This is a genomic window from Flavobacterium jumunjinense (assembly GCF_021650975.2).
Lineage (GTDB): Bacteria > Bacteroidota > Bacteroidia > Flavobacteriales > Flavobacteriaceae > Flavobacterium > Flavobacterium jumunjinense.
Genome location: NZ_CP091285.1, coordinates 3,620,698 through 3,647,088, shown reverse-complemented (window position 1 = coordinate 3,647,088; position 26,391 = coordinate 3,620,698). Strand labels below are relative to the sequence as shown.

The 26,391-nt window shown below is 30.2% G+C and carries 26 protein-coding genes; 11 read left to right on the top strand and 15 right to left on the bottom strand.

All coding sequences use genetic code 11. The features are described from left to right. Positions 1-3 precede the first annotated feature (3 nt). Genes L2Z92_RS16520 through L2Z92_RS16505 form a run of 4 tightly spaced genes read right to left on the bottom strand, consistent with a single transcriptional unit; the run spans position 4 to position 5,396 of the window. The gene (locus L2Z92_RS16520; protein ID WP_236455616.1) at positions 4-1,017 is read right to left on the bottom strand and encodes a hypothetical protein; all 1,014 of its coding nucleotides are present in this window, start codon (positions 1,015-1,017) and stop codon (positions 4-6) included. A 2-nt stretch (positions 1,018-1,019) separates the two neighbouring features. Further along, a complete protein-coding gene (locus tag L2Z92_RS16515; protein WP_236455615.1) occupies positions 1,020-2,006 on the bottom strand; it encodes a hypothetical protein in 987 nt (328 codons plus the stop codon). Between the two features lie 7 nt (positions 2,007-2,013). After that, positions 2,014-4,878: an OmpA family protein gene (locus L2Z92_RS16510; protein ID WP_236455614.1), complete on the bottom strand. Its 2,865-nt coding sequence runs from the start codon at positions 4,876-4,878 to the stop codon at positions 2,014-2,016. Between the two features lie 20 nt (positions 4,879-4,898). Further along, entirely contained in the window at positions 4,899-5,396 is a 498-nt protein-coding gene (locus tag L2Z92_RS16505) for a DUF4280 domain-containing protein (RefSeq protein ID WP_236455613.1), read from the bottom strand. 326 nt (positions 5,397-5,722) lie between these two features. On the opposite strand from L2Z92_RS16505, the gene L2Z92_RS16500 reads away from it, so the two are divergent. Beyond that, complete coding sequence (locus L2Z92_RS16500) at positions 5,723-6,286, top strand: hypothetical protein (protein ID WP_236455612.1); 564 nt, start codon at positions 5,723-5,725, stop codon at positions 6,284-6,286. Positions 6,287-6,336: 50 nt separating this feature from the next. Here the strand turns inward: L2Z92_RS16500 and L2Z92_RS16495 are convergent, their stop codons facing one another. The 8 genes from L2Z92_RS16495 to L2Z92_RS16460 form a co-directional block, all read right to left on the bottom strand. Then, positions 6,337-7,038, bottom strand: coding sequence for a sulfite exporter TauE/SafE family protein (locus L2Z92_RS16495; RefSeq protein ID WP_236455611.1), 702 nt, complete (start codon positions 7,036-7,038; stop codon positions 6,337-6,339). Positions 7,039-7,143: 105 nt separating this feature from the next. Next, entirely contained in the window at positions 7,144-7,590 is a 447-nt protein-coding gene (locus L2Z92_RS16490) for a FixH family protein (RefSeq protein WP_236455609.1), read from the bottom strand. A 26-nt stretch (positions 7,591-7,616) separates the two neighbouring features. Continuing rightward, positions 7,617-9,035: a cytochrome c oxidase accessory protein CcoG gene (gene ccoG / locus L2Z92_RS16485; RefSeq protein ID WP_236455607.1), complete on the bottom strand. Its 1,419-nt coding sequence runs from the start codon at positions 9,033-9,035 to the stop codon at positions 7,617-7,619. A gap of 50 nt (positions 9,036-9,085) precedes the next feature. Continuing rightward, positions 9,086-10,018, bottom strand: a complete 933-nt coding sequence (locus L2Z92_RS16480; RefSeq protein ID WP_236455606.1) for a cbb3-type cytochrome c oxidase N-terminal domain-containing protein — start codon at positions 10,016-10,018, stop codon at positions 9,086-9,088. Positions 10,019-10,035: 17 nt separating this feature from the next. Further along, complete coding sequence (locus tag L2Z92_RS16475; RefSeq protein ID WP_236455605.1) at positions 10,036-10,203, bottom strand: CcoQ/FixQ family Cbb3-type cytochrome c oxidase assembly chaperone; 168 nt, start codon at positions 10,201-10,203, stop codon at positions 10,036-10,038. A 7-nt stretch (positions 10,204-10,210) separates the two neighbouring features. Then, complete coding sequence (ccoN, locus tag L2Z92_RS16470; protein WP_236455604.1) at positions 10,211-12,406, bottom strand: cytochrome-c oxidase, cbb3-type subunit I; 2,196 nt, start codon at positions 12,404-12,406, stop codon at positions 10,211-10,213. Between the two features lie 3 nt (positions 12,407-12,409). Continuing rightward, on the bottom strand, positions 12,410-12,601 hold the full coding sequence (gene ccoS / locus L2Z92_RS16465) for a cbb3-type cytochrome oxidase assembly protein CcoS (RefSeq protein ID WP_236455603.1): 192 nt from the start codon (positions 12,599-12,601) through the stop codon (positions 12,410-12,412). A 76-nt stretch (positions 12,602-12,677) separates the two neighbouring features. Beyond that, positions 12,678-15,056, bottom strand: coding sequence for a heavy metal translocating P-type ATPase (locus L2Z92_RS16460; protein ID WP_236455602.1), 2,379 nt, complete (start codon positions 15,054-15,056; stop codon positions 12,678-12,680). A gap of 105 nt (positions 15,057-15,161) precedes the next feature. On the opposite strand from L2Z92_RS16460, the gene L2Z92_RS16455 reads away from it, so the two are divergent. From L2Z92_RS16455 to L2Z92_RS16440, 4 genes are all read left to right on the top strand, one after another. After that, positions 15,162-15,839, top strand: a complete 678-nt coding sequence (locus L2Z92_RS16455) for a Crp/Fnr family transcriptional regulator (RefSeq protein WP_236455601.1) — start codon at positions 15,162-15,164, stop codon at positions 15,837-15,839. 58 nt (positions 15,840-15,897) lie between these two features. Next, positions 15,898-17,115 (top strand): hypothetical protein, encoded by a 1,218-nt coding sequence (locus L2Z92_RS16450; protein WP_236455600.1) that lies wholly within the window; start codon positions 15,898-15,900, stop codon positions 17,113-17,115. A gap of 78 nt (positions 17,116-17,193) precedes the next feature. Next, a complete protein-coding gene (locus L2Z92_RS16445; RefSeq protein ID WP_236455598.1) occupies positions 17,194-18,408 on the top strand; it encodes an RsmB/NOP family class I SAM-dependent RNA methyltransferase in 1,215 nt (404 codons plus the stop codon). A 69-nt stretch (positions 18,409-18,477) separates the two neighbouring features. Next, positions 18,478-19,596, top strand: a complete 1,119-nt coding sequence (locus L2Z92_RS16440) for an endonuclease (RefSeq protein ID WP_236455596.1) — start codon at positions 18,478-18,480, stop codon at positions 19,594-19,596. 85 nt (positions 19,597-19,681) lie between these two features. Here L2Z92_RS16440 and L2Z92_RS16435 read toward each other — a convergent pair whose 3' ends face one another. From L2Z92_RS16435 to L2Z92_RS16425, 3 genes are read right to left on the bottom strand one after another with little or no spacing between them, the layout of a single operon-like run. Beyond that, positions 19,682-19,987, bottom strand: a complete 306-nt coding sequence (locus L2Z92_RS16435) for a rhodanese-like domain-containing protein (protein WP_236455594.1) — start codon at positions 19,985-19,987, stop codon at positions 19,682-19,684. Between the two features lie 24 nt (positions 19,988-20,011). Further along, positions 20,012-20,623 (bottom strand): thioredoxin family protein, encoded by a 612-nt coding sequence (locus L2Z92_RS16430; RefSeq protein WP_236455592.1) that lies wholly within the window; start codon positions 20,621-20,623, stop codon positions 20,012-20,014. 9 nt (positions 20,624-20,632) lie between these two features. Further along, positions 20,633-21,145, bottom strand: a complete 513-nt coding sequence (locus tag L2Z92_RS16425; protein WP_236455590.1) for a TlpA disulfide reductase family protein — start codon at positions 21,143-21,145, stop codon at positions 20,633-20,635. Positions 21,146-21,280: 135 nt separating this feature from the next. Between L2Z92_RS16425 and L2Z92_RS16420 the strand changes: the two genes are divergently transcribed. From L2Z92_RS16420 to trpD, 6 genes are all read left to right on the top strand, one after another. Next, positions 21,281-21,736: a MarR family winged helix-turn-helix transcriptional regulator gene (locus L2Z92_RS16420; RefSeq protein ID WP_236455589.1), complete on the top strand. Its 456-nt coding sequence runs from the start codon at positions 21,281-21,283 to the stop codon at positions 21,734-21,736. A gap of 1 nt (position 21,737) precedes the next feature. Continuing rightward, positions 21,738-22,370 carry an NAD(P)H-dependent oxidoreductase gene (locus L2Z92_RS16415; protein WP_236455588.1) on the top strand — a complete coding sequence of 211 codons (633 nt, stop codon included), beginning with the start codon at positions 21,738-21,740 and terminating at the stop codon, positions 22,368-22,370. Positions 22,371-22,388: 18 nt separating this feature from the next. Further along, positions 22,389-22,955: a YceI family protein gene (locus tag L2Z92_RS16410; protein WP_236455587.1), complete on the top strand. Its 567-nt coding sequence runs from the start codon at positions 22,389-22,391 to the stop codon at positions 22,953-22,955. Positions 22,956-23,243: 288 nt separating this feature from the next. Continuing rightward, a complete protein-coding gene (locus tag L2Z92_RS16405; protein ID WP_236455586.1) occupies positions 23,244-24,644 on the top strand; it encodes an anthranilate synthase component I family protein in 1,401 nt (466 codons plus the stop codon). A 94-nt stretch (positions 24,645-24,738) separates the two neighbouring features. Then, a complete protein-coding gene (locus tag L2Z92_RS16400; RefSeq protein WP_236455585.1) occupies positions 24,739-25,305 on the top strand; it encodes an anthranilate synthase component II in 567 nt (188 codons plus the stop codon). Positions 25,306-25,347: 42 nt separating this feature from the next. Beyond that, positions 25,348-26,340, top strand: coding sequence for an anthranilate phosphoribosyltransferase (gene trpD / locus L2Z92_RS16395; RefSeq protein WP_236455584.1), 993 nt, complete (start codon positions 25,348-25,350; stop codon positions 26,338-26,340). Positions 26,341-26,391 lie beyond the last annotated feature (51 nt).

The window sequence follows — 26,391 nt, the reverse complement described above, 5'->3', positions numbered from 1 at the left end:
CTTTTAATAAACTTCAAATTGTGTTTTGCCTTTTGGGATATAAAAATAACTATTCAAAAACAAAGGTCTTAAACCTCCATCATGATTTACTTTTGCCCATAAAGCAGTATTTCCTCTTAAACGATTGTCTGTAGTGGTTTGCATTAATCCAACTAATTTACCATCGGCAAAAAATACCATTTTGTAATTTTCAATAGGCTGCATTTCTAAACTAGATGCTTTAAAAGCACTCATTAATTCTTCCCAAATAGACGCTATATTTTCTTTTTCTTCGTATTCTGAAATAAACTGGTCTCTTAAACTGTTGTATGAGGTTTTAGCAATATTATCATATTCTCTGTTTTGATACATGTTTTTTATTACAGCATATTCATTTATCAGTTTTTTTTCTAATTCCTTAGGATCCAACTTTCTTAAATCTTGTGCATCTTCAAAACCTTCCAATTCATAAGGTACCTCTGCTTCGAAAGTGAAACTTCCTTCGTAATAGTCTTTTCCTGTAGCAACAAATAATTCTGATTCTTTACCATATTCATCTTTGCTTATTGTTGTTGGAGAACTATACTCTTTAATAATTATACCATTAGGATTCCTTGATTTTGAAACATCGAACTCTTCAATTTGAATTTTAAGTGATGTATCATCTATAAAATGATTATATACATCAGTCTCTCCCTCTAACTTACCTAATGGATATAATTTATATGAAACTTTTTGTTTTCCACTTTTAAAAATATAACTACTAATCTCAAAAGATGTAGCTGACATAGACTCAATAAATTCTTTATAAACAAGCATATCATTTATAAAAATCTCCATAAAGCACCAAGATCTTTCATAATTAATTAAAAAAGTTGGTTCTTTTGGATAGTGTTTCACTTGTTTTGTTAACTCTTCTACGATATTAGCTTCAGTTATATTTGGGTTTTGTGCAATCATGGTTTCTTTTTTTTGTGTACAAGCAACAAGGCTTAGTCCCAAAAAAAGAAAAATTAAAAAATATATGAAAATCTTCATTTTTAATAAACTTCAAATTTTGTTTTGCCTTTTGGGATATAGAAGTATCGATTACAGAACATAGGTCTCAAACCCCCATCATGATTTACTTTTGCCCATAATGCTGTATTTCCTCTTAAACGATTGTCTGTAGTGCTTTGCATTAAAGCAACCAATTTACCATCGGCAAAAAATACCATTTTTTGATTTTCAATGGGTTGCATCTCAAAACTTGGCTCTTTGTAAGCATCCATAAGCATTTTCCATACATCTTTTATGTATTTTTCATCATCGTATTTAGCAACAAATTGATTCTTTAAATTGTAAAATGAAATTTTTGCAATATTATCGTACTCTTTGTTTTGATATATGTTTTTTATTACAGCATATTCATTTATCAGTTTTTTTTCTAATTCCTTAGGATCCATTTTTCGTAAATCTTGTGCATCTTCAAAACCTTCTAATTCATAAGGTACCTCGGCTTCGAAAGTGAAACTTCCTTCGTAATAGTCTTTTCCTGTAGCAACAAATAATTCTGATTCATTTCCATATTCATCTTTTACTATTGTTACAGGAGTTTTATGAATTTTATAAATTATATCATCTGCGCTTTCATTTTTTAAATCATATGATTCTAATTGCAAAGTTAAATAGGTGTTTTCTTCAAATTTATTTAAATTATTATCTTTAGCTGGATACATTTTATATGTTACTTTCTGCAAACCACTTTTAAAAATACATGGATTAATATCAAAGCCTGAACCTGCTTTAGAATCTGTAAAATCTTTGTATATCAAAATGTCATTTACAAAAATTTCAATAAAACAATTAAAATTTTCATATCTAAAATTGTATATTTTTTCACTTGGATAATGTTTCACTTGTTTTGTTAATTCATCTACTATGTTATCTGCTGTTATGCTTGGGTTTTGTGTAATCATGGTTTTGTTTTTTTGTGTGCAACCTTGAGCAATTGTGAATAAGGCTACTAAGATTAAAGTTTTTTTCATACTCATTTTATTTGTTTTGATTGAAAAATTGAATGGTTCCTAAATCTATTTCATGAGGATCTATCAATGTGAACTCAATTGGTTTTTTTTCATCTGTACCAAAATCGAATAGAGTTCCCAAAATATCATTTGTTGCTTTTATACGTCCAGTAAATGTTCCCTTTATACCTGAAAAGATAAGTGTTTTTTTCATACTTAATCCTTCATCTTTACTAACTTGGAAATTTGTTTTTAAAGCTGCTGCACCATTTAATTTTAAATCGAATTCACCTTTAATATTTGTTTTAATTCCAAAAAATTTAAAGTCATTTTTATACTTTCCACTTATAAAAACTTTTATTGTTATTTGCTCTTTACAAATTACTTCTGCTTTACTATTGTCTACAAAGTTACCTAGTTGATCTATAATAGCATAGGACTGAGTTAAAAAGTTATATTTAACCTTAAGTTCCATTGCCCACTCTCCTAGTGCTGTAAATGAACCTTTAAGTTCTTCAATACCCGATTCTTTTAGTGCCGCTAAAACCCATTTTTTATTCTCTTCTAGTTTTTTATTAACGGGTTTTTCTCCTTTAGCAGGAGCTAACTTTTCGGTTAATATTTTTACTAAGTCGAACTCTTTTTCAAAATTTAAAGCTACAATAGGATTCGCATTCAAATTGGCTTCATAAATGAGTGCTAAGCGCCCATCGTTTTGCTTCTTATAGTACATTCCAGCATTTAAAGCCAATGAAGGTGGTACAATCTCTAATCCTGTTTTGTCTAGAAATGTTTTTACTTGCTTTACTTTAGTCGCCAATTTTGCAATTCTTCCCTGAAGGTTTTTTCCTCTAGTAAGATAGATCATAATCAAATCGATAACAATACCTAATATTACAAAATAAAATATTACTGCTGCTGCTGCATATTTTGTGTATTTCGTTTCAGTAATAATATTGGTAAGTGTCCCTGTTAGAGAGAGTTCTTGTCCTTTTTTTTCTAATTCTCTGTTGTGTATGGTATGAATAGCATAATTAAAATCTTTCGCTTGTTTTACAATATAAGGCAGTAACACTTCTTTAAAAACGAAGCCGCCTGGTATTATTGAAAGAAGATCGTAAAAAATACTGTTTTTAAACTCATTAACAACGTTTTCAATACCATTTTCTAATTGTAGATTTTTATCGTGAAAAAAGTAATCGCCACTATTTGCATAATTATATTGAAAATGCCCTATCCAAACCACATCGGGATAGGCTTTTATTTGCAGGGTTGGGGTGTCTTTGTTGGCAAAATAGCCACAGGTGTTAATATGGAATAGATAGGAATTATAGATGGTGCCTACTGGGTTTAAATATTTGAGTAAATACCAAAGATATTTTTCTTTAAAGTCGGAACCAATTATAGAATATACTTCATTTGAAAAATTATCGCTACTTTGAGTAAATTCATTTTTTCCAAGATTGGTATTTTCTTTTATAAGGATTTCTTTGGTGTGTTTTTCTTTTCCATCTCTAAAACATTGTTCATTTTTTCTTTCGCTAATTTTTAGATTTAATTTTTTTCTAATTTGATGTGTAGGTGCAATGGTTTCATATACCATTACAGGTGCGTTATATTCTACATAGGAAAATTCTACGACTACTCTTCGGTTTTGTTGGTAGGATTCTTCGGAAGTTCCTTTCGATTTTGGTTTTACTTCTCCATAACCTCTAATGACAAATTTGGTATCGTCTAATCCTTTTTTAAAGAGGTATAAACGTACCGAATCGGCTCTTTTTTCAGAAAGGTTTTGGTTATAATCGAGTGTTCCTCTATCGTCTGCATGACCCGAAAGGGAAACCGTTAGATGCTCATTCGCTACTAGAAAAGTGGAAAGACTGTCTAAAACAGTTGTTTCTGTGTTTCGGATAGTATGTTTATCAAAATCAAAATAGACCTCTTGCGATTCATAGCGTACATTGGTAGCTTGCTTCTTTAAAAATGCTGTTCCTTCATTAAAAATAACTAATGGCTCCTCTGGATAATCGGTAATACTAATTTCTTTGAACTTACAGTTATGGTAATTTTTTACATTAACATCTGCCTTACCTACTTTCAAAGGGGTATTATTGGTTGACGGTTCTATTGGTTTGGTTACTATTTCTTTTTTTATTCTAAGAAAACGTGCATGTTTATCGTCGTTATTAGGATCTATAATATATTCGCCTCGATGGTTTTTTATCTTGATATAGAATTTTTCTACTTCTTCTTTGGCATGAACAAACCAATTGATTGTGTTACCCATTTTTAGGTTTACTTCTCCATCTGTCACTTCTACGCTGGTATAGGTAAAAACTAATGTGTCGGCTTTTCTACCAGTAACATAACTGCCTTCATTATATTTATAGACTTCTACTATTAAGGTTTTTGAACCATTTAGTCCTTCTGTATTTAGACCTAAATGAATTAATTGACCGTATTTGAATTGTTGGCTACGAACATCATTACCATCATTTGTGGTACTCCATTTGCTCGAAATAATTCGTTCTGGACAATAACCGCTAACTTGAAGACCTGTCTCTATTCTAAAATCGCGCTTTCCAAAAAGACTAGCTTCTATATAATAAGAAAAAGACCCACAAAGTTTTCTCGGAATTTTAACTCCGTATTTTTGAGTGGATGCTGTTAGTGTGTAACTGAAAACTTCTTTTCTGTTTTGCGATTGCCTTATCCAAGTGATTTGCTTTTTCTTGTCTTCTTCTGTTGTGCCACTTTCCCATTCGCTTATTTCAAACCAAGCAAATTTATCGGGTTCGATGGTTAATTTTCGATTCGGTATAGAAAGATTGGGATATACTTCTGCGTCTCCATCTTCGGGTGACCATTTTATTTTTCTTACTCCTTTTGCCATTGCCTTAGTATTTTAAACTGTTACCATGTTCCATCTTCACTATCTGAGTTTGCAGGTTCTTTTCCCATGTCTCTTAGGTTGACCATTGGGTTCAGCTGACTATGAATGTCTTCATTTGCGTTTTTGGCATTTTGGGAAGAACCTTCGGTTTTTTGTCCGTGCTTGGTTATGGAAATACAATCGGGACCACCAATGGGACAGGTGGCTTTGCTATCTTCTAGAAGAATTTTACCTTGATTGGACATTGTTACTTTTTCATAGAAACCACTCCATTTGGTAATAACGGCTTGACAGGGTAAATAATCACTACTTGTGGGTTGTAGCTTGCATTTACCAAATGTATTTTTCTCTAAAGTTTGACCAATTTCTTTGTCGGTTGCAATGAGTTTTTTTGATGCGTCTTTATCATTGGCATAGTCCTTTGTTTGTGATAAAACTTTTAATTTATCTTTTTTTGGTTCTACACTAAATTTACATTCACATTCTGCTCCCTGCACTACAATGTGCTTTTCACTCATGTTTATCTCTTTGTATGTTTGTTTGTTGCTGTCAAATATACAAAAGTGTTTTTATTTTAGATTCATCTATTTCTTACTTTTTAAAAAAAATAATATAGATTCTTCTTTGTATGTAGTTAGCTTGCGCTTTTTAAAATAAGGTTTAATAGATACTTATAAGTAGTTACTTAATTTTTATTTGTTTAAAAAGTAGTTGTTATACAAAACAAACAAGTTTGTATCATATGGACTTATCACTTCTTAAAACCTTTTGAATTGCGTTTGAAATGAAAAGCACTATTAACTATTTTTAAAAAATTAAAGACAAAAACTTATATTTACAAATTATGAATAAAAAAAGTCTAGAGAATAAAATATCCGATTCAACTTCAAAACTTATTGATATGGCAACCGATATATGTTGGAATGAGATATCGAGAGATTGTCTATATATTATGTCTGAAATAGATGAAACTATTGGCGAAAACTATTTTGAACGAAACAAAATCAGAAAAAAAGTCAATCAAAGTTTAATTCCAAAATCATTACAAGAAATCACTCAAGATTTAATATTACTCTATAAAAATCTTTATGACATTAACCTTTATATTTATAAAGCATCAAAAAACAGAACCATAATTGAAATAAAATATTTTTTAAAAACTTCTCATACAAAAGATTTTTATGAACTAATAAAAGATAATGAACCAATGTTACATTGTAAAGTTTCTTTACCTAACTATTCAAGGGAAACAGGAAAAGTAACTGAAAAAAGAAAGAAATTTGATGTGAATTGGCAATTAGGAGGAATACGTTTTAAATGGAATACTTTTTTATATACAATAAAATCCTATTTATGGAAAGTACTATACAACTACAAGAAAAAGAGACATGAAAAAAGATTAAAGTAAATTTAATTGAGAAGAACTTTTAACAGCACAAACAACTAAAATGAACCTACTTAATGGCAATCTGCTTCAGCCTGAACAAAGAGACTTGTTGTTCCAGGAGAAAGATAAGGAATATCCAATCCTAGTCCTCTAATAATGAATAGCATTCCAATAAAAACGGCTATAAAAGGAATCATTTTTTGTATTTTGTTTCGTACTGGATTGGTAATTAGGTTGGAAATAATAACAACTAAACTCATCATAGGAACAGTTCCTAATCCGAATAGTAACATATATAAAATACTATAATGAATTGTTGGCATTGCTAAAGCTCCAAATAATGCTACATAGACCATTCCGCAAGGTAAATAACCGTTTAACAAGCCTATAGTAAAGAACGATTTGTAGCTTTTGTTTTTGAATTGTTTTCCTAGATTGGATTTTACTTTGGATATGATTTTATATACTGGTTTTGAAAAATTATATTGGGCTAAAGTTTTTTCTGGAACTAATGCTATTATAATCATGATTATTCCTACAATTATAGATAATTGTTGTTGCATTCCTGCCAAGAAAAAACCTTTACCCAACAAACCAAAAACTAATCCTAAAGAACTATAGGCAAACAATCTGCCTAAATGATACACAATTAATTGTGTTATTTTTTTTGTTTCATTATTTCTATCCACAGGCAACATCATAGCAATTGGTCCGCACATTCCTATGCAGTGAAAACTACTAATTAATCCGAATATGATAGCTGTGTAAAGCATTTATGAAAACAATTATGAATTTAAAATTATGAATTAGAAAAGTGAGGTGTCAATATTATAAGCAATACAGCCTAAACCTATTAACAAATAATCAACTAAACGATTCTAATAATAAATTGATTTTTTATTTCTATAGGATACACCTTGGTACTCCCAATCGATAGTAATGTCCCAAAGACCGCCCACCAGATTACTTTTAGGTATGAGCAAATGTGAAGAAGATAATGAAATTTGCATTTCAGAATCTAATTTCTGATTAGACGGTCGATATAGGGACACTTTCCCTTTGATTAATTTATAATCGAAGCTTTCTGGAAATGAAACTTCAATTCCTTCGGCTGCTTTTTCTATTATAATTTTAGTTTCAAGTTCATTTGCATTGTTTGTGTTTTCAATGTTTCCTTGTACTTTCAATTCTTGTTGGTAGTAATCTGAAACTACTAATTCACGTTCATAGTCATCGTTTAGTTGTACTTTAAGTACAAAATAGAGTATGAACGATATGAATAATGCAAATGCAATTACAATTCCTGTTCCCCAATTAATTTTCATCTCTTTATGTTTTTATTTTTAAAAACCTACTTGAATGATCTAGGCCCTAAAAAAGTTGTTGTTGTTGTTTCAATTAATTTGCCATCATTATAGAAGCCTAATTTTATCTTCATTTTATCTTCATGCAAATCTTTAGCATTAATTTTTATAAATAATGTGCCTTGAAACGATTTTTCGGCTAAAATTTTGATATGCGTATTTCCAACTAGTTTTACTTCTCCATCTGGTTTTTCAAGCTTTATTGTTATGTTATCGAAATCCTTAACCGTTTTGTTAATTATTTTATAGGTGAAAACATTGCTAATTATTTCTCCTTTTTGTTGGTATAATTGTCCCGGTAATCGAAGTACTTTCGCTTCTACATCATTTCTTAAGAAAAGTAAACCAATTAGAATACCAATTAATATAGTTAAAACGGCTATATAGCCTTTCATTCTAGCTGTTATTTTGAACTTTTCTTTCTTTACAATCTCATCTTCACTTGCATAACGAATTAAACCTTTTGGCAATCCGACTTTATCCATTATTGTATCACACTCATCGATACAAGCTGTACAATTTATACATTCTAATTGTGTACCGTTACGGATATCTATTCCTGTTGGACAAACATGAATACATTGTTTGCAATCGATACAGTCTCCTTTACCAGATTCTGCTCTATCTTCTCTTTTGTCCCATTTTGCTCTTCCAATTTCACCTTCACCACGAATGTGATCATAGGCAACATTAATCGATTTATTGTCTAAAAGTACGCCTTGCATTCTTCCATATGGACAAGCAATAATACATACTTGTTCTCTAAACCATGCGAAAATGAAATAGAATACTCCAGTGAAAATTAATAATGCTATTAGTGTTTTACCATTTTCTAACGGTCCATCAATTACATGTTCTATTACTGTATCACCACCAATTAAATAAGCTAAAAATACATTAGCAATTAAAAATGAAATGATGAAGAATATAATCCACTTTGAAATACGTTTTTTAATTTTTTCAGCATTCCACTCTTGTTTCGCTAATCGCATTTGAGCACCTCTATCTCCATCTATCCAATATTCTATTCTACGGAAAACCATCTCTAAGAAAATAGTTTGCGGACAAAACCAACCGCAGAATATTCTACCAAATGCTACAGTAAAGAGTGTTAACCCAACTACTCCTATTATCATAGAAATAACAAACAAATAGAAGTCTTGTGGCCAAAATGGAAAGCCAAATATTGAAAATTTTCTTTCAAGAACATTAAATAATAACAACTGATTGCCATTAATTTTAATGAATGGTGCAGATAATAGAAAAATTAAAAGACCATAACTAACTAATTTTCTTTTTTCATAAAGCTTACCAACTGGTTTCTTTGGAAAAATAAAATTCCTTTTTCCTTCTTCATTGATTGTTCCAATGGTATCTCTAAAGCTTTCATCAGGTAATTTTGCCATTTTTTTATATATTAAATAAAAGGTTTAGCAAAATACTAAACCTTTTATTATTATTTTGTAGTTAAAGAATCTACCACAGTTTCAACTTTTTCAGTTGGTGCAGCAGTTTCTGTAGTTCCTTCAGCAACCCAAATTTCTCCTTCTGGTGCTTTTGCTTCGCTAGGATTTGAACCTTCTAAAGAAATAATGTAACTCGCTATTTTTTGAATATCTGTTGATTTTATGACGTCTTTCCAAGGAGCCATTGTTGGGTTTTTAGTACTCCCTTCTGAAATTAATTTAAAGATGTTCTTAACTCCTCCGCCATTTATCCAATGATTGTCTGTTAAGTTTGGACCAATTCCTCCTTGAAGGTTAGCACCGTGACAAGCCACACAACTTTCTCCAAAAATTTTCTTTCCTTCTGCAATGCTTGCTTCGTCTGTTAATAATTCTACATTATCTACATTTACTTGAATTGGGTTCGCTTTTAGATATTCTTCATGTTCTTTTTGAGCTTCAACAAGTGCCATTTCATACTCTTCTTTTTGAGTATAATCTCCAATAATATGGAAACGTACTAAATAAACAACAGCAAAAACAATACAACCATAGAATAAATAGACCCACCATGGTGGCAATACATTATCTAGCTCCTTAATACCATCATAATCATGATCTAGCATTACGTCTGCCTCTTCTTCAATGGCTTTAGAACGTGTTAAGCTTTTATATAGTTTACTATCAGCAAATGAAAAAGATTGCGCTTCTTCTAATTGCTTTTTCTGTTCTTCACTTAATAATTGATAGGTTACTTTATCTACCGCACTGATTACAATTTCTATCGCTATAAGTAGGAATAAAAATACTCCTAAAAATAATGATACCATTGGATATTCAATAAAAGCGGGTTTATCTCCTGAGTCTATAAAGAATTCCATTCCTGCAAAAACAGTAGCAAATAATAATGGAACTCTTACGTATGAAGGGATTATGTTTTTCATTTTAAAATCTTTAAAAATTAATCTTTGATTGGCATCTCACTTAGTTCCTTAATCTTGTCTTTCTTATAACTGGATACCCAGAAGAACAATCCAACAAAAAAGGAAAAGAAAATTACTAATGATATAATTGGATATATTTCAACACCAGAAATAGTCTCTAAGTTATGTTTTATAAATTTTAGCATATCTCAATTATTTAGCATTATCTTGTTTGGTAATATCTGTACCCAATCTTTGCAAATAGGCAATCAAGGCAACGATTTCTCTATCTCTTGCAGGAACAAAATCTGAACCTTTTGTTGCTTTTAGTTCATCAAATGTTTTCTTGATGTCTTTGTTTTTCAACAAATTCACTTCAATTTTAGCTGCTTGCTTCGCAATTGAGTCCATAGCTGTTTTTACTTCTAAATCGGTATATGGAACACCTAAAGTTTGCATTGCTCTCATTTTATCTTGCGTAGCCGATGTATCTAATTTATTTCTAATGATCCACTTGTATCCAGGCATTATAGAACCATCTGAAGTACTTTGTGGGTCCCACATGTGGTTAAAGTGCCAATCGTCTGGTCTTCCTCCATTATTTGGTTTTCCTGGAACACCTTCTCTCGCTAAATCTGGACCTGTACGTTTAGACCCCCATAAAAATGGATGATCATATACAAATTCACCTGCTTTAGAATATTCTCCATAGCGCATTACTTCTGAACGGAACGGACGAATCATTTGAGAGTGGCAGTTATTACAACCTTCACGTATATAAATATCTCTACCTTCTAATTCTAATGGAGTGTATGGTTTAACTTCTGATATTGTTGGTATATTCGTTTTTACCATAATTGTTGGTACAATTTGAATAATTCCTCCAATTAGAATAGCAATTGTTGCTAAAATGGCTAATTGAATTGGTTTTCTTTCTAACCAAGGGTGGAATTTTTCACCTTTCATTCTTCCTGCAGCAATCTTAGTAAGTGCTGGAGCTTCTGCTAATTCATCTTCTACAGCAGAACCTTTTCTTACCGTTTGAATAATATTATATACCAATACTAATAATCCAGTTATAAATAAGCAACCACCAATAGCTCTCATTAAATAGAAAGGCATAATTTCAGTTACTGTTTCAAGGAAGTTTCCATATTGTAATGTTCCGTCTGGTTTGAATTGATCCCACATTGAAGCTTGCATAAATCCTGCAACATACATTGGAAGAGCATATAAAATAATACCTAAAGTACCTATCCAGAAATGGAAATTTGCTAAGCCTGTAGAATATAATTTTGTTTTTGTCATTCTTGGTATTAACCAATAAATCATACCAAATGTCATGAATCCGTTCCAAGCTAAAGCTCCAACGTGAACGTGAGCAACGATCCAGTCTGTATAATGCGCAATAGCATTTACATTTTTAAGCGATAACATTGGTCCTTCAAAAGTTGCCATACCATAACCTGTAATACCAACTACAAAGAATTTTAAAACAGGTTCTGTACGTACTTTATCCCAAACTCCTCTTAAAGTTAATAGTCCATTAATCATACCTCCCCAAGATGGAGCGATCAACATGATTGAAAAAACAACTCCTAAGTTTTGAGCCCAATCTGGTAAAGCTGTATATAATAAGTGATGTGGTCCTGCCCATATGTATAGGAAGATTAATGACCAGAAATGGATAATCGATAATCTATATGAATAAACCGGTCTATTAGCTACTTTTGGTACAAAATAGTACATTAAACCAAGGAACGGTGTTGTTAGGAAAAATGCTACTGCATTATGACCATACCACCATTGCACTAATGCATCTTGAACACCTGCATAAACAGAATAACTTTTCATTGCAGAAACTGGCAATTCTAAACTATTAAAAATATGAAGAACAGCTACTGTAATAAATGTTGCTAAATAGAACCAAATGGCAACATATAAATGACGCTCTCTTCTTCTTAGAATTGTCATAATCATATTAATACCAAAAACTACCCAAATTAAAGCAATTGCTATATCTATTGGCCATTCTAATTCTGCATATTCTTTTGAAGTTGTATAACCTAAAGGAAGCGTAATTGCTGCAGCAACAATGATTAATTGCCAACCCCAGAAATTAATTGTACTTAATACATCGCTATACATTCTTGTCTTTAACAAACGTTGCAAGGAATAATAAACCCCTGCGAATATTGCATTACCAACAAAAGCAAAAATTACTGCATTTGTATGTAGTGGTCTTAATCTTCCGAAACTTAACCAAGGAATCCCATCGGTCATGTTTGGAAAAAGGAACATAAATGCTACTATTAAACCTACTAGCATACCAACAACTCCAAATAAGATACTCGCATAAAGGAATTTCTTTACAATTTTGTTGTCGTAATAAAATTGTTGCATCTCCATAATTTAGATTGATTTTTGTTTTTCTACTTTAATTATTTTTTTTGGATTCTTCTTTAATTCATCGTCAAATAGCATTCTGACTGATGGAGTATAGTCATCGTCATACTGTCCGGTTTTAACAGCTCTTATAAAAGCGGCTAAAAATCCAACAGCAACTACTATACTGATTGTGATTAATATGTAAATTACACTCATACCTTAAAATTTATACAGCAAAGTTAGTTTTTGGCAATTTCTTAAAATATGATATTTGTCATATCTGTTAAAAAAATTAACATTTCTTCTTTGCATAATAGTTAGACATAATGGTTACAAAACTAACAACTGTTATTGAGCTCAGCGGCATAATTATAGCGGCAACCAAAGGTGATAAATTCCCTGTTATTGCAAAAGATAAGCCTACTAAGTTATATAATAATGAAAGTCCAAAACTCATATAAATAGTTCGCATTGCGTTTTTTGAAAATTTCAAATAGTAACCAATTTTTGAAAACTGACTAGCATCCATAATTCCATCGCAAGCAGGAGAAAATACATTTACATTTTCTGAAATAGAAATTCCAACATTACTTTGCGCTAAGGCACCAGCATCATTTAATCCGTCACCAATCATCATTACATTTTTACCTTGTAATTGTAACTTTTCTATATATTCCAGCTTTTGCTCCGGTTTTTGATTGAAAATTAATTCTGTATTATTAGGTAAAAGTTCATGTAAAGTTTCTTTTTCACCATCATTATCTCCAGAAAGAATCTTCAATTCATACTTAGCACTTAAACTTCTAAACAACTCCTCTATTCCATTTCTATATTGATTATCAAAATAATAATAACCTTTATAAAGACCATCAATTTTTATATGCACTTTCGTTTGTTTGGAAGTTTCTTTTTCCGAAACGTTTACTAAAGAGGCAGAACCAATTTGAATTAAAACACCCTTAATTTTAGCTTCAATTCCTTTACCGGTTATTTCATTAAAATCATCTATTTCAATTGTATCAAATTCTGGAAGATAATCGTAAATTTTTCTACTTAATGGATGGTTCGAACCTCTAATTATGCTTTTAATTCGCTTTAATTCATCACTAGATAAAACTTCTCCGTGAAAATCTACTGACGATTTTTTATTAGAGGTAATAGTTCCCGTTTTATCGAAAACAATCGTATCTACTTTTGCTAATTGCTCAATTACGGTTGCATTTTTCAAATACATTTTCTGATTTCCCATTATTCGCAACACATTTCCTAATGTAAAAGGGGCTGTTAAAGCTAGTGCGCAAGGACAAGCAACAATTAATATAGCTGTTAAAACATTAAAAGCCATAGAAACATCTATAAACAACCAAACAACAAACACAATAAAAGCCAACACTAATAATATTGGTGTGAAATATTGACTTATCTTATCGGTAATCGTTTTATGTTTTTGATCTATTTTTTTCTGGAAAACATCATTACTCCAGAGTTGCGTTAAATAACTTTGAGAAACAGAAAATAAAACTTCAAGTTCTACTAGATTCCCTATAATTTTACCACCCGCATAAACTTTATCTCCTGATTTTTTATCAATCGGAATAGCCTCACCTGTAACAAAACTATAATCGATAGAAGCTTTATCGGAAATTAAAATCCCGTCAACAGGAATCAATTCTTGATTTCTAATCAGTAATCGGTCTCCTTTCTCAATATCATATACCTGAACAGGAATTTCTTTTCCTTCTGCGTTTATTTTAGTAATTGCGATAGGGAAATACGATTTATAATCCCTCTCAAAAGATAGAAAACTATACGTCTTTTGTTGGAATAGTTTTCCGAGAAGCATAAAAAATATCAATCCAGTTAGACTATCAAAAAAACCTTGACCCAAATCGAAGACTATATCGACAGTACTTCTAATGAACATTACTAAAATTCCTAAAGCAATAGGAATATCAATATTCAACATTTTAGATTTAATACTTTTATATGCTGAAACATAATAATCGCTTGCGGAATAGAAAAAAGAAGGTAACGCTAATGCAAAGATTAGCCAACGAAAAAAACCTCTATACTGATTAATCCAAAACTCTTCTACTTCAAAATATTCAGGAAAAGATAAAAGCATGATATTTCCAAAGCAGAAAAATGCAATTCCAAGCTTATAAATTAAACTTCTATCTACTTTCTTTTTCCCTTCTTCAAAATTATCTAGACTTATGTAGGGTTCATAACCAATTGAACTTAATAAATAAACCAATTCTTTAAGAGAAACTCTTGAAGAATTGAACGTTATTCTTACTTTCTTATCTGGAAAATTAACCTGAGACGTACTTATGCCTTCTTGAAGTTTTTGAAGATTTTCCAAAATCCAAATACACGAACTACAATGTATATGAGGAACATACAGTGAAATAATATATGTTGTGTCTTCTTGAAAATCGAGAAGTTTTGCAATAATTTTTTCATCATCTAAAAAATCATATTTTCCTTTTATTTCCTGTGGTGTTGCTCCAGGAGCATTTTCAAAATCATAATAGCATGTTAAATCATTCTGACTAAAAATCTCATAAACAGTCTTGCAACCATTACAGCAGAACGATTTTTCGTCAAAAATAATTTCTTCTTTTTTTATAACTTCATTACCACAATGGAAACAATTATTTGTGTCCATAATTTGCTCTTTTATACCTAGTGCAAAGTTTAAAAAAACAAGTAGTTATAAATATGATATTTATCATACTTTAAGTATCTTTGTAAAAACTTTAATTACCCATCTATGAGCAAATGTGAGCAATGTATTGTGAGACAATTCAGTTCTATAAAAGCACTAACAAAAGACGAACTTATTAAAGTTGCCAATTGTAAAACAGCTTATACTATAAAAAAAGGACAATCTCTTTTTGAAGAAGGTGAAAATCTCAATGGAATATATTGCATTAAAGATGGTGTTTGTAAATTATCTAAATTGAGTTCAAATGGTAAAGATCAAATTATTAAACTAGTTAAGCCTGGAGAACTTTTAGGACAACGCTCTATGATTAGTGAAGAATCTGCAAATCTATCTGCTGTTGCTCTTGAAGACATGGAAGTTTGTTTTATCCCTAAAGCTGAAATTTTACAGTTTTTTACTCAAAATAATGATTTTTCTATGGATGTAATGCGAACCATTTGTGGAGATTTAAAAGAAGCTGATGACCATATGGTTAATATGGCTCAAAAAACAGTAAAACAAAGGTTAGCAGAAACATTGTTATATCTTGAAGATACTTTTGGTAGTAATGAAGATGGAACGATTCGTCTTTTATTATCTAGAGAAGAATTAGCTGGAATGATTGGAACTGCCACAGAAAGCTGCATTCGTTTATTATCTGAATTTAACAAAAAAGGATATATTGATATTGTTGGTAAAAAAATACTTTTAAAAGATAAAACTACTCTTAAAAAAATTACCTAAAAAATTATTGGCACAATAATTGAAATCATTCATATAGAAACTATAAATATTGAATGATATGAAAACGAATTTACTTACCGGAATATTTAGTTTATTCTTAGCCATAACTTCCTTTGCGCAAGATAAAACAACTGTTAGAGCGAATAATAGCGACATCAGTGATAATTTAGATTTAAGAGCAGTTGCTACAATTTTTGGTGACGCAGCCGATTTAGAAGATTTCGAGAGAAGATTAAATGATCCTGAATCTCAAATTTCTAATTTAGACTTAAACAATGATAACTTTGTAGATTATTTAAGAGTAATAGAATCTGTAGAAGGAAATGAACATATCATTGTTATACAAGCTGTTTTAGACAAAGACCTTTATCAAGATGTAGCATCTGTAGAAGTAGACAGAGATAGAAACAACAATGTACAAGTACAAGTTGTTGGAGATGTTTATATGTATGGTGATAATTATATTTATGAGCCAGTATATGTTCACCGACCAGTAATCTATACAAGCTTTTGGGTAACAAGTTACCGTCCTTATTGTTCTTCTTGGAGTTGGAACTACTACCCTACTTACTATAGCTATTGGAATCCTTTCCCGATTTTTAGATATCGAAACCATATTACAATACATATTAATCATAGTCATTCCTATCATTATGTAAACACAAGAAGATGTAGTTATGGGTATAATAATTATCATGGAAGAAGAGCTAATGGTTATGAAAGAAGATATCCTAATCGATCTTTCTCGCATAGAAATAGTGGATATTCTAATAGACATCAATTAGATCAAAATAGAAATATTAGAACACGTGTTGCTGGTTCGAGAGAGTTAACAACTACAAGAAACTCATCATCCGTTAGAGGAAATAGAGATCATTCTTCCACAAGAAGTAATTCAAATACAACACCAAGAGCTACTTCAAGTACTAGAGATTATTCTTCTACAAGAAGCAACACAAATACAACACCAAGAGCTACTTCGAGTACTAGAGATTACTCTTCTACAAGAAGTAATACAAGTACAACACCTAGATCTACATCTAGAAACAATGCTTCCACAAGAAGTAATACAAATGCAACACCAAGAGCTACTTCTTCAAGAAATAACTCTTCAGTTAGAAACAATACTTCATCAAGAAGTAACTCAAGTTCAAGAAGAAATAGTTCAAGTAGAAGTAATACACAATCAAGAAGTACTTCAAAACAAAGCGGAAATACTACTTCAAGTAGAGGTTCTTCCTCAGGAAGAGGAAATTCGAGTCGAGGTGATCGATAATAACAAAAAAGAAAGCTGCTATAATAGGCAGCTTTTTTTGTATTTATTATTATCTTTGCAAGCTGATTAAATATAGAAATGAGATTACATAGAAACTTAGTATTTACTGTTATAGATTCTTTACTTGCAATTTTTAATGAAGGTGAGTATGCAGATAAAGTTGTCGCAAGGGCTTTAAAGAAAGACAAACGCTGGGGAAGTAGCGATAGAAAATTTGTAGCAGAAACAATTTATGAAATTGTACGCTGGAAAAGATTATATGCTGAGATAGCAGAAGTTGGAGAACCATACGATAGAGATAATATATGGAGAATGTTTGCAGTTTGGGCCACTTTAAGAGGAATTCAATTGCCAGATTGGAAATATTTTGAAAATACACCTGCTAGAAAAATAAAAGGAAGATTTGATGAATTATCTAGAATACGAAGATTCAAAGAATCAATTCCTGATTGGATGGACGAACTTTGTGTTAAAGAACTTGGAGAAGAAGTTTGGACAAAAGAACTAGAAGCACAAAACAAACAAGCTGATGTTATTTTAAGAGTGAACACCTTAAAAACTACAAAAGCAAAGCTAAAGGCAATCTTAATGGATTTAAATATAGAAACTGTTGTTTCTAACGATCATCCAGATGCATTAGTTCTTAAAGAAAGAGCTAATGTTTTTATGACAGATATCTTCAAACAAGGATATTTTGAAGTACAAGATGCATCTTCACAATTAGTAGCTTATTTTCTTGATGTTAAACCAGGAATGAGAGTTGTTGATACATGTGCTGGTGCTGGTGGAAAAACACTTCATATGGCTTCTTTAATGGAAAACAAAGGACAACTAATTGCAATGGATATTTATGAGAGTAAATTGAAGCAATTAAAATTAAGAGCTAAACGTAATGGAGTACACAATGTTGAATTTAGAGTTATCGATTCTACAAAAGTGATTAAAAAATTACATGAAAAAGCAGATAGAGTTCTGATTGATGCTCCTTGTAGCGGATTAGGTGTAATGAAACGTAATCCAGATAGTAAATGGAAATTACAACCAGAATTTATCGATAATATTAAAAAAGTACAAGCCGAAGTTTTACAAAGCTACTCTAGAATTGTAAAACCAGGTGGAAAAATGGTTTATGCTACTTGTTCTGTATTGCCTTCTGAAAATGAAGAGCAAGTGAAACACTTTTTAAGCACAGAAGCTGGAAAAAATTTCAACTTTGTCAAAGAAAGAAAAGTATTAGCACATCAAAGTGGATTTGATGGCTTTTATATGGCATTATTAGAAAGAAAAGGTTAATATTATTATGTTATCATTTTTACTAATGGTAACATAATTAATATGCTAATATTAATAAATTTTATCCTTATGAAGAACAAAATTACTTTGCTATCAATTTTTAGTTTTATTTCAATTTTTGCTCAAATACCACCTGGTTATTATGATTCAGCCACAGGTTCAGGTTATACATTGAAAACACAATTATACAATATTATAAATAATCATAATGATCAAGGCTATGATTCATTTGATGCATTTACTGCAACAAACGATTTGGATTTATATTATGAAAATGACAATAGCACTATTTTAGATATTTATTCTGAAAACCCAAGCGGAACAGATCCTTATAATTATACACCTATTACAGATGAATGTGGAAATTATAATGGTGAAGGTGTTTGTTATAATAAAGAACACGTTATTCCACAGTCTATCTTTAGTCAAAATAATCCAATGAGAGGTGACGCACACCATTTGTTACCAACTGATGGTCGTGTGAACGGCTTTAGAAGTAATTATCCTTTTGGGTATGTTGGTAGTAATTTAGTTTCACAATCTGGAATTTCAAATCCGACCATGAATGGATCAAAACTAGGAAATAATATAAATACTGGATTATTTTCAGGATATACTGGAAATGTTTTCGAACCAATTGATGAGTTTAAAGGAGATATTGCTCGTATTTATTTCTATTTTATAACACGATATGAAACTCAAGTAACAAATTGGAATTACTCAATGTTTAACGGAACATCTACCCAAGTTTTAACCGATACTTTTTTATATACTCTTTTAGATTGGCATCTTAACGATCCTGTTTCTCAAAAAGAAATTAATCGTAATAATGCTATTTATACATATCAGAATAATAGAAACCCTTTCATTGACCATCCAGAATATGCTTGCCAAGTTTGGTCTAGTCACTGCAACACATTGAGCTCAACAGACTTTGCATTGAATGAAAATACAACTATTTATCCAAATCCATCAACAAATGGAATATTTACAGTTTCAAGTACAGAAAATTTAGATACTATTACTGTTTATAATATCAATGGACAAATTATAGAAAGAATTCAATACTCTAATGTAAATGTAATTAACAATTCAACTTATACAATTTCAAACCTTTCAAGTGGTTTTTATTTAGTTGAAATTACATCAAACAATAAGAAAGCAATTAAGAAAATTATAGTTAATTAATTTCTTTTAACTAACTACAAAAAAAGAGGGATGATATATATATTATATTCATCCCTCTTTTTTATACTTAAAATCTACTATTCTTTTATTCTGTTGGTCCAGTCCATTCTGAAAAACCGCCTACTAAATTATAAGCATTTTCAAAACCTAATTCCTTCATAATATTACACGCATTAGCACTTCTTGCTCCTGCAGCACAATACACATAGTAATTTTTGTTTTTATCCAATTCTTCTACTTCGTAGATAAAGCCTTGTCCTTTGAAAATATCAATATTAATTGATCCTGGAATCTTACCTCTATTCACTTCGTCTGAGGTGCGTACATCTAATATCACTCCTTTTTCATCGGTTAGAAATTTACTCCACCAGTTTTGTTGATCTAAATTCATTGTTATATTTTTTTTTCAAAAATACTATCCTTTAATTGAACATCCAATAGCTTTGGTCATTTTTACAGCAACTTCCTTATTTTCTAACAAAGCATCAACAGCATTTTCTACATATTTAACTTTAACAGCAGAAGCATCTGAATGGTTATCATCAATTGCACCTATATATTTTACCTGATTTCCTTGTTTTGTTTTTTCCAATATATATACATGTGGTGTTTTTGTTGCTCCATATTGTGGATAAATTTTCTGTCCTTCATCAAATAAATAAGGAAAAGTAAAACCTTTTTCTTTGGCTCTCACTTTCATTAATTCAAAACTATCTTTTTCTTGAACCTCTGGATTATTTGGATTAATTGCAATTACGGGGTACCCTAGTTTTTTATACTTTTTGTCCAAAGCAATAATTCGATCTTCATAAGCAACGGCATATGGGCAATGATTACACGTGAAAACAACAATAAACCCTTTTGCTTCTTTATAGTCTTTTAAAGAAACAAACTTATTATCTATATTCTTAAGCTTAAAATCTGTAGCAATATCATTAATCTCATAACCAGAAGTTATTTCATTAACTGTAAATGCACTAATTATAACTAATACTAATCCTGAAAAAAAAACTTTAAATACTTTCATTCTATAATTTTATTGGTTTAACATTTTTTTTAATTCAATTTCTAAGGTTTCAAAAGTAAATGACTGTTCATAAAACTTTGAATCATTTTTATTATAAATAATTGTAGCTGGAATGGCACCAGACCAATTAGAATCGACTTTTTCTATCCAAGAATTAGCATCAGGGTCATCTAGATGAATTACCATCGATTCTAATTTCTTTCTTTTAATAAATGGAATTAAAGATTTTTCAACTTGTTTAGGGAAATCTAAGCTTACCAATATTACTTTTACTTTTTTACTTTTATACTTCGCTCCTATTTCTTCAAAATAAGGTAACTCTTTAATACATGGTGCACACCATGTTGCCCAAAAGTTAATAATATATGTTGTCTCATCGTTAAATTTTAAAAACTTTTCAAATCCATTATAATCATATGATTCTACTCTAACTCCCTCTATTTCATGAGCTTTATTGGCAGTATCTGTACTTTGAGCAAATGATAGAATAGAAAAAAGCAGTAAACTATATAAATATCTCATCTTAATTCTTTTATAAAATCAAATTTAACCCTATTTAATATGCGTTCTTAAAATTTTAACAAAATTTTACCAAACAGTTGTATATACAAATAACAAAAAGTATTACATTTGTACACACAAATAAAGTAGATACAAATGAATATTGAACAAGAAATAAAAAGTACTGTCAAACTAAGTATAACCAAAAAAGTAATGCTAAATTTAACTTTTACAAGAAATTTCATTGGAGACAAATTTCATGAACTGTTAAAACCCTATGAAATATCGAGTGAACAATATAATGTTCTCAGAATTTTGAGAGGTCAAAAAGGAAAACCATTAAACATGCAAGACATTCTTTCAAGAATGGTTACAAAAAGTAGTAACACAACACGTTTAATTGATAAACTTCTTTTGAAAGAAATGGTAGAGCGAAATATTTGTCCAAATAATAGAAGAAAAATCGAAGTGAAAATTACAGAAAAGGGATTAAAAACACTCACTGAGTTAGATCCAAAAATTGAAGATCATGACTCTATTTTTACAAAGAATTTAACCAACGAAGAATTAGAACAATTAAATAATTTATTAGAAAAACTTAGAGAAATATAATATGAGTACATTTTTAGAAAGTCAGAATTGGAGATATGCAACTAAGAAATTTGATAATACCAAAAAAATCACAAATGATGATTTAGAAAATCTAAAAGAAGCAATACGTTTGAGTACATCTTCTTATGGATTGCAACCGTATCAAGTTTTAATTATTGAAAATCCAGAAGTAAGAGCGCAATTACAGCCTGCATCTTGGGGACAAACACAAATTGTCGATGCCTCTCACCTATTTGTTTTTGCAAACATTGTTGATATTCAAGAAAATCATATAGATGATTACTTAAACAATATGGCAAAAACAAGAAATTTAAAATTGGAAGATTTAAAAGGATATAGTGATTTTATGAAATCTAAAATCATTCCACTTCCTAAAGAATCAAAAGCAATTTGGGCTTCAAAACAAACCTATTTAGCTATAGCAAACTTAATGAATGCTGCTGCAGATTTAAAGATCGATGTTACTCCTATGGAAGGTTTTGAACCAGAAAAATATAACGATATTTTAGGACTTAACGAATTAGGCTTGAATGCATCATTAGTTGCAACAGTCGGATACCGTCATGAAGAAGACGCTACACAACATTTTCTAAAAGTTCGCAAACCAAACGAAGAATTATTTAAAACAATCTAATAATAAACACTTAAAAAAATGAAAAATTTAAAAACAGCTGCATTAGCAGTAATTGCATTAGTTACTTTCTCTATTAACGCTCAAACAACTAAAAAAGTTGATGTTGCAAAAAGTAAAGTAGAATGGTTAGGAAAAAAAGTAACAGGTCAGCACAATGGAGACATCAAGTTAAAAGAGGGTGCTTTAGTATTCAAAGGTGATAAATTAGCGGGTGGAAATTTTACTGTAGATATGACTACAATTAATACTACTGATTTAACAGGAGGTTACAAAGATAAATTAGACGGACATTTAAAATCTGATGATTTCTTTGGTGTAGCAAAATTCCCAACAGCTAAATTAGTTTTCAAAACAGTTACAGATAAAGGAAATAATGTTACAACTGTTACTGCTGATCTAACAATAAAAGGAAAAACAAACCCTGTTACATTTGATATTACAGTAAATGGAAATACTGCTACTACAAAAGTAATTGTTGATAGAGCTAAATATGATATTAAATACGGTTCTGGTTCTTTCTTTGATGATCTTGGAGACAAAACTATTTATGATGAATTTGAATTAGATGTTACATTAAACTTCTAATTATCAAATAAATAATTGCTATGAAAAAAAAGTCCAAATTTATTTTTGGACTTTTTTGATTTTAAATTTGTTTATAAAAATAAACTTTCGTTATATTTGCATATCAATTACAAAAGAGAAATGAAACTATTTTTAAATAATACTTGGTGGTGGAACAACTTACGTCAAACGTCGTGAGCAAATCCTGCTATAGTATAATTTAAACAAAATACATATAAAAGGCTTGTCAATCACGACAAGCCTTTTTTTTATGCTTAAAATTAATTATTAAATAAGAAAACAAATAAAATGAAAACATATAAACTACACACTTCACACAAACAAATATTAGCAGATACTATAACACCTGTTAGTATTTATTTAAAAATAAGAGATCGATTTCCAAATAGTATTTTACTTGAAAGTAGCGATTATCATGCAAACGATAATACGTTTTCATACATTTGCTTTAATCCTATTGCATCGTTCAAAGTAGAGAATCAAAAGATTGAAACAACTTTTCCAAATAACTATTCTGAAATTATTCCAATTGATAAATCTGTAAATATTGTTAATGAATTAGGAAATTTTTCTAAACAATTCATAGCTGATGAATCTAAATTTAAATTTATTAATAACGGTCTATTTGGTTATATATCATATGATGCTATACAACATTTTGAAAGCATTACTATAGCCGAAAAGTCACAAGAAAATAAAATCCCAGAAATATATTACGCTATCTATCAAAATATTATTGCTATCAATCATTTCAAAAATGAAGCCTACATATTTTGTCATAGCATAGATAACTCAGATAATACCGATGAGATTCATCAACTACTTCAATCCAAAAATTTTGCTTCTTTTTCATTTACTAAATCAGGAGACGGTTATTCCAACTTAACCGATAATCAATTTAAAGATTATGTGAGTTTAGCTAAAAAACACTGTCATCGTGGTGATGTTTTTCAATTGGTATTGTCTCGTCGATTTTCACAACCATTTAAAGGAGACGAATTCAATGTTTATAGAGCTTTAAGAAGTATCAACCCATCTCCTTACCTATTCTATTTTGATTATGGAAATTTTAAAATTTTCGGTTCTTCACCAGAAGCTCAATTAGTAATTAAAGATAAAAATGCAGAAATTCATCCTATTGCTGGAACATTTAAACGTACTGGAAACGATGAAAAAGATGCTGAATTAGCAAAGAAATTAGGTGAAGATGCAAAAGAAAATAGTGAGCATGTAATGCTAGTTGACTTGGCTCGTAATGATTTAAGTAGAAGCTGCAATAATGTTCAAGTTGAAAATTATAAAGAAGTACAATTCTTTTCACACGTAATACATTTAGTTTCTAAAGTAACTGGAAAACTGAAGGATAATGAGAATTTCATGAATTTAGTAGCTCGAACATTTCCAGCAGGAACTTTAAGTGGTGCTCCAAAATACAAAGCAATGGAATTAATTGAAAGTATTGAAACAACCAATAGAGGACTTTATGGTGGTGCAATTGGATTTATGGATTTTGAAGGAAATTTTAATCATGCTATAATGATACGTAGTTTTTTAAGTAAAAATCATGAACTACATTTTCAAGCTGGTGCTGGAATTGTAGAAAACTCTTTAGAAGAAAACGAAACGCAAGAAGTATACAATAAATTAGGAGCTTTACAAAACGCTTTAGATTTAGCTGAAACAATATAAATAATCAATTGCAATTGATTTTAGCATTAAAAAATTGAAAAAAAAATAATTAGTTGATATCGTTTTTTAATATCAACATTGAAATTGAAAAAATATGAAAATAGTAGTAATAGATAATTATGATAGTTTTACCTATAACTTGGTACATTATTTAGAAGATCTTAACGCAGAAGTTACCGTTTTCCGTAATGATGAATTTGAATTAGAAGAGTTAGAGAAATACGATAAAATAGTACTTTCTCCTGGACCAGGAATTCCAGATGAAGCAGGCTTATTAAAAGCTGTCATTAAAAAATATGCATCATCAAAAAGTATGCTTGGTGTTTGTCTTGGCCAGCAAGCAATTGCAGAAGTTTTTGGTGGACAATTAATTAACCTAGAAAAGGTATATCATGGAGTTGCAACAAAAGTAACCAAAAGTATCGATGATACCTTGTTTAAAAACATTCCAGATACAATAGAAGTTGGGCGATATCATTCTTGGGTTGTTGATACTGAAAATTTTCCGCACGATACATTAGAAATTACTTCTGTTGATGAAAATGGGCAAATAATGTCTTTAAGACATCGAGAATATGATGTTAAAGGTGTTCAATATCATCCGGAAAGTGTTTTAACACCTTATGGAAAACAAATTTTAGAAAATTGGCTTAATAATTAGTCTATAACAACACTAATTATTATTAACGAAACACTTTACAAAATGAAAACAATATTAAACCGACTCATAAATCACGAAATACTTTCTAAATCTGAAGCGAAAGAAGTATTAGTAAACATATCCTCTGGAAACTATAACCATAATCAAATTGCTGCTTTTCTTACTGTTTATATGATGCGAAGCATAACCATTGAGGAGCTATCTGGTTTTAGAGAAGCTTTGTTAGAATTATGTATTCCAATAGATTTTTCTGACTATAACACAATAGATTTATGTGGTACAGGTGGAGATGGAAAAGATACTTTTAATATTTCTACTTTAGCTTCATTCATTGTTGCTGGTGCTGGAATAAAAGTTGCAAAACATGGGAATTATGGTGTTTCATCTATTTCCGGGTCTAGTAATGTAATGGAGAAAATGGGAGTAAAATTTACAAATGAAAGTGATTTTCTAACAAAGTCTATAGAAGAAACAAATATTGCAATACTTCATGCACCATTATTTCATCCAGCAATGAAAAATGTAGCTCCAATACGTAAGGAACTTGGAGTAAAAACTTTTTTTAACATGCTAGGTCCAATGGTAAACCCTTCCTTTCCAAAAAATCAAATGGTTGGCGTTTTTAGTTTAGAATTGGCTAGAATGTATGCATATTTATACCAGAATACAAACACAAACTATAGTATTTTACATGGTTTAAGTGGTTTTGATGAAGTGTCTTTAACGGATGATGTGAAAATAATTTCAAATTTATCTGAAAACATACTAAATCCAAGTGATTTCAAGTTACCACTCATAAATTTAGAAAAAATTAAAGGTGGAAATACTGTTGATGAGTCTGCACAAATTTTTCATACCGTAATTTCCGGTAAAGGAAATATTGAACAGAACAACGTAGTCTGTGTTAATGCTGCTATAGCAATTAAAACGGTTGAAAATTCAAGTTATGAAGATGCATTAGCAAAAGCACAAGAAAGTCTAGCTAGTGGTAAAGCTTTTGAAAAACTAAATAAATTAATATCAATAAGCCAATAATATAGTTCGTTCAAGCGCTGTCAAGACATAAATAATTTTAGACGTTGCATG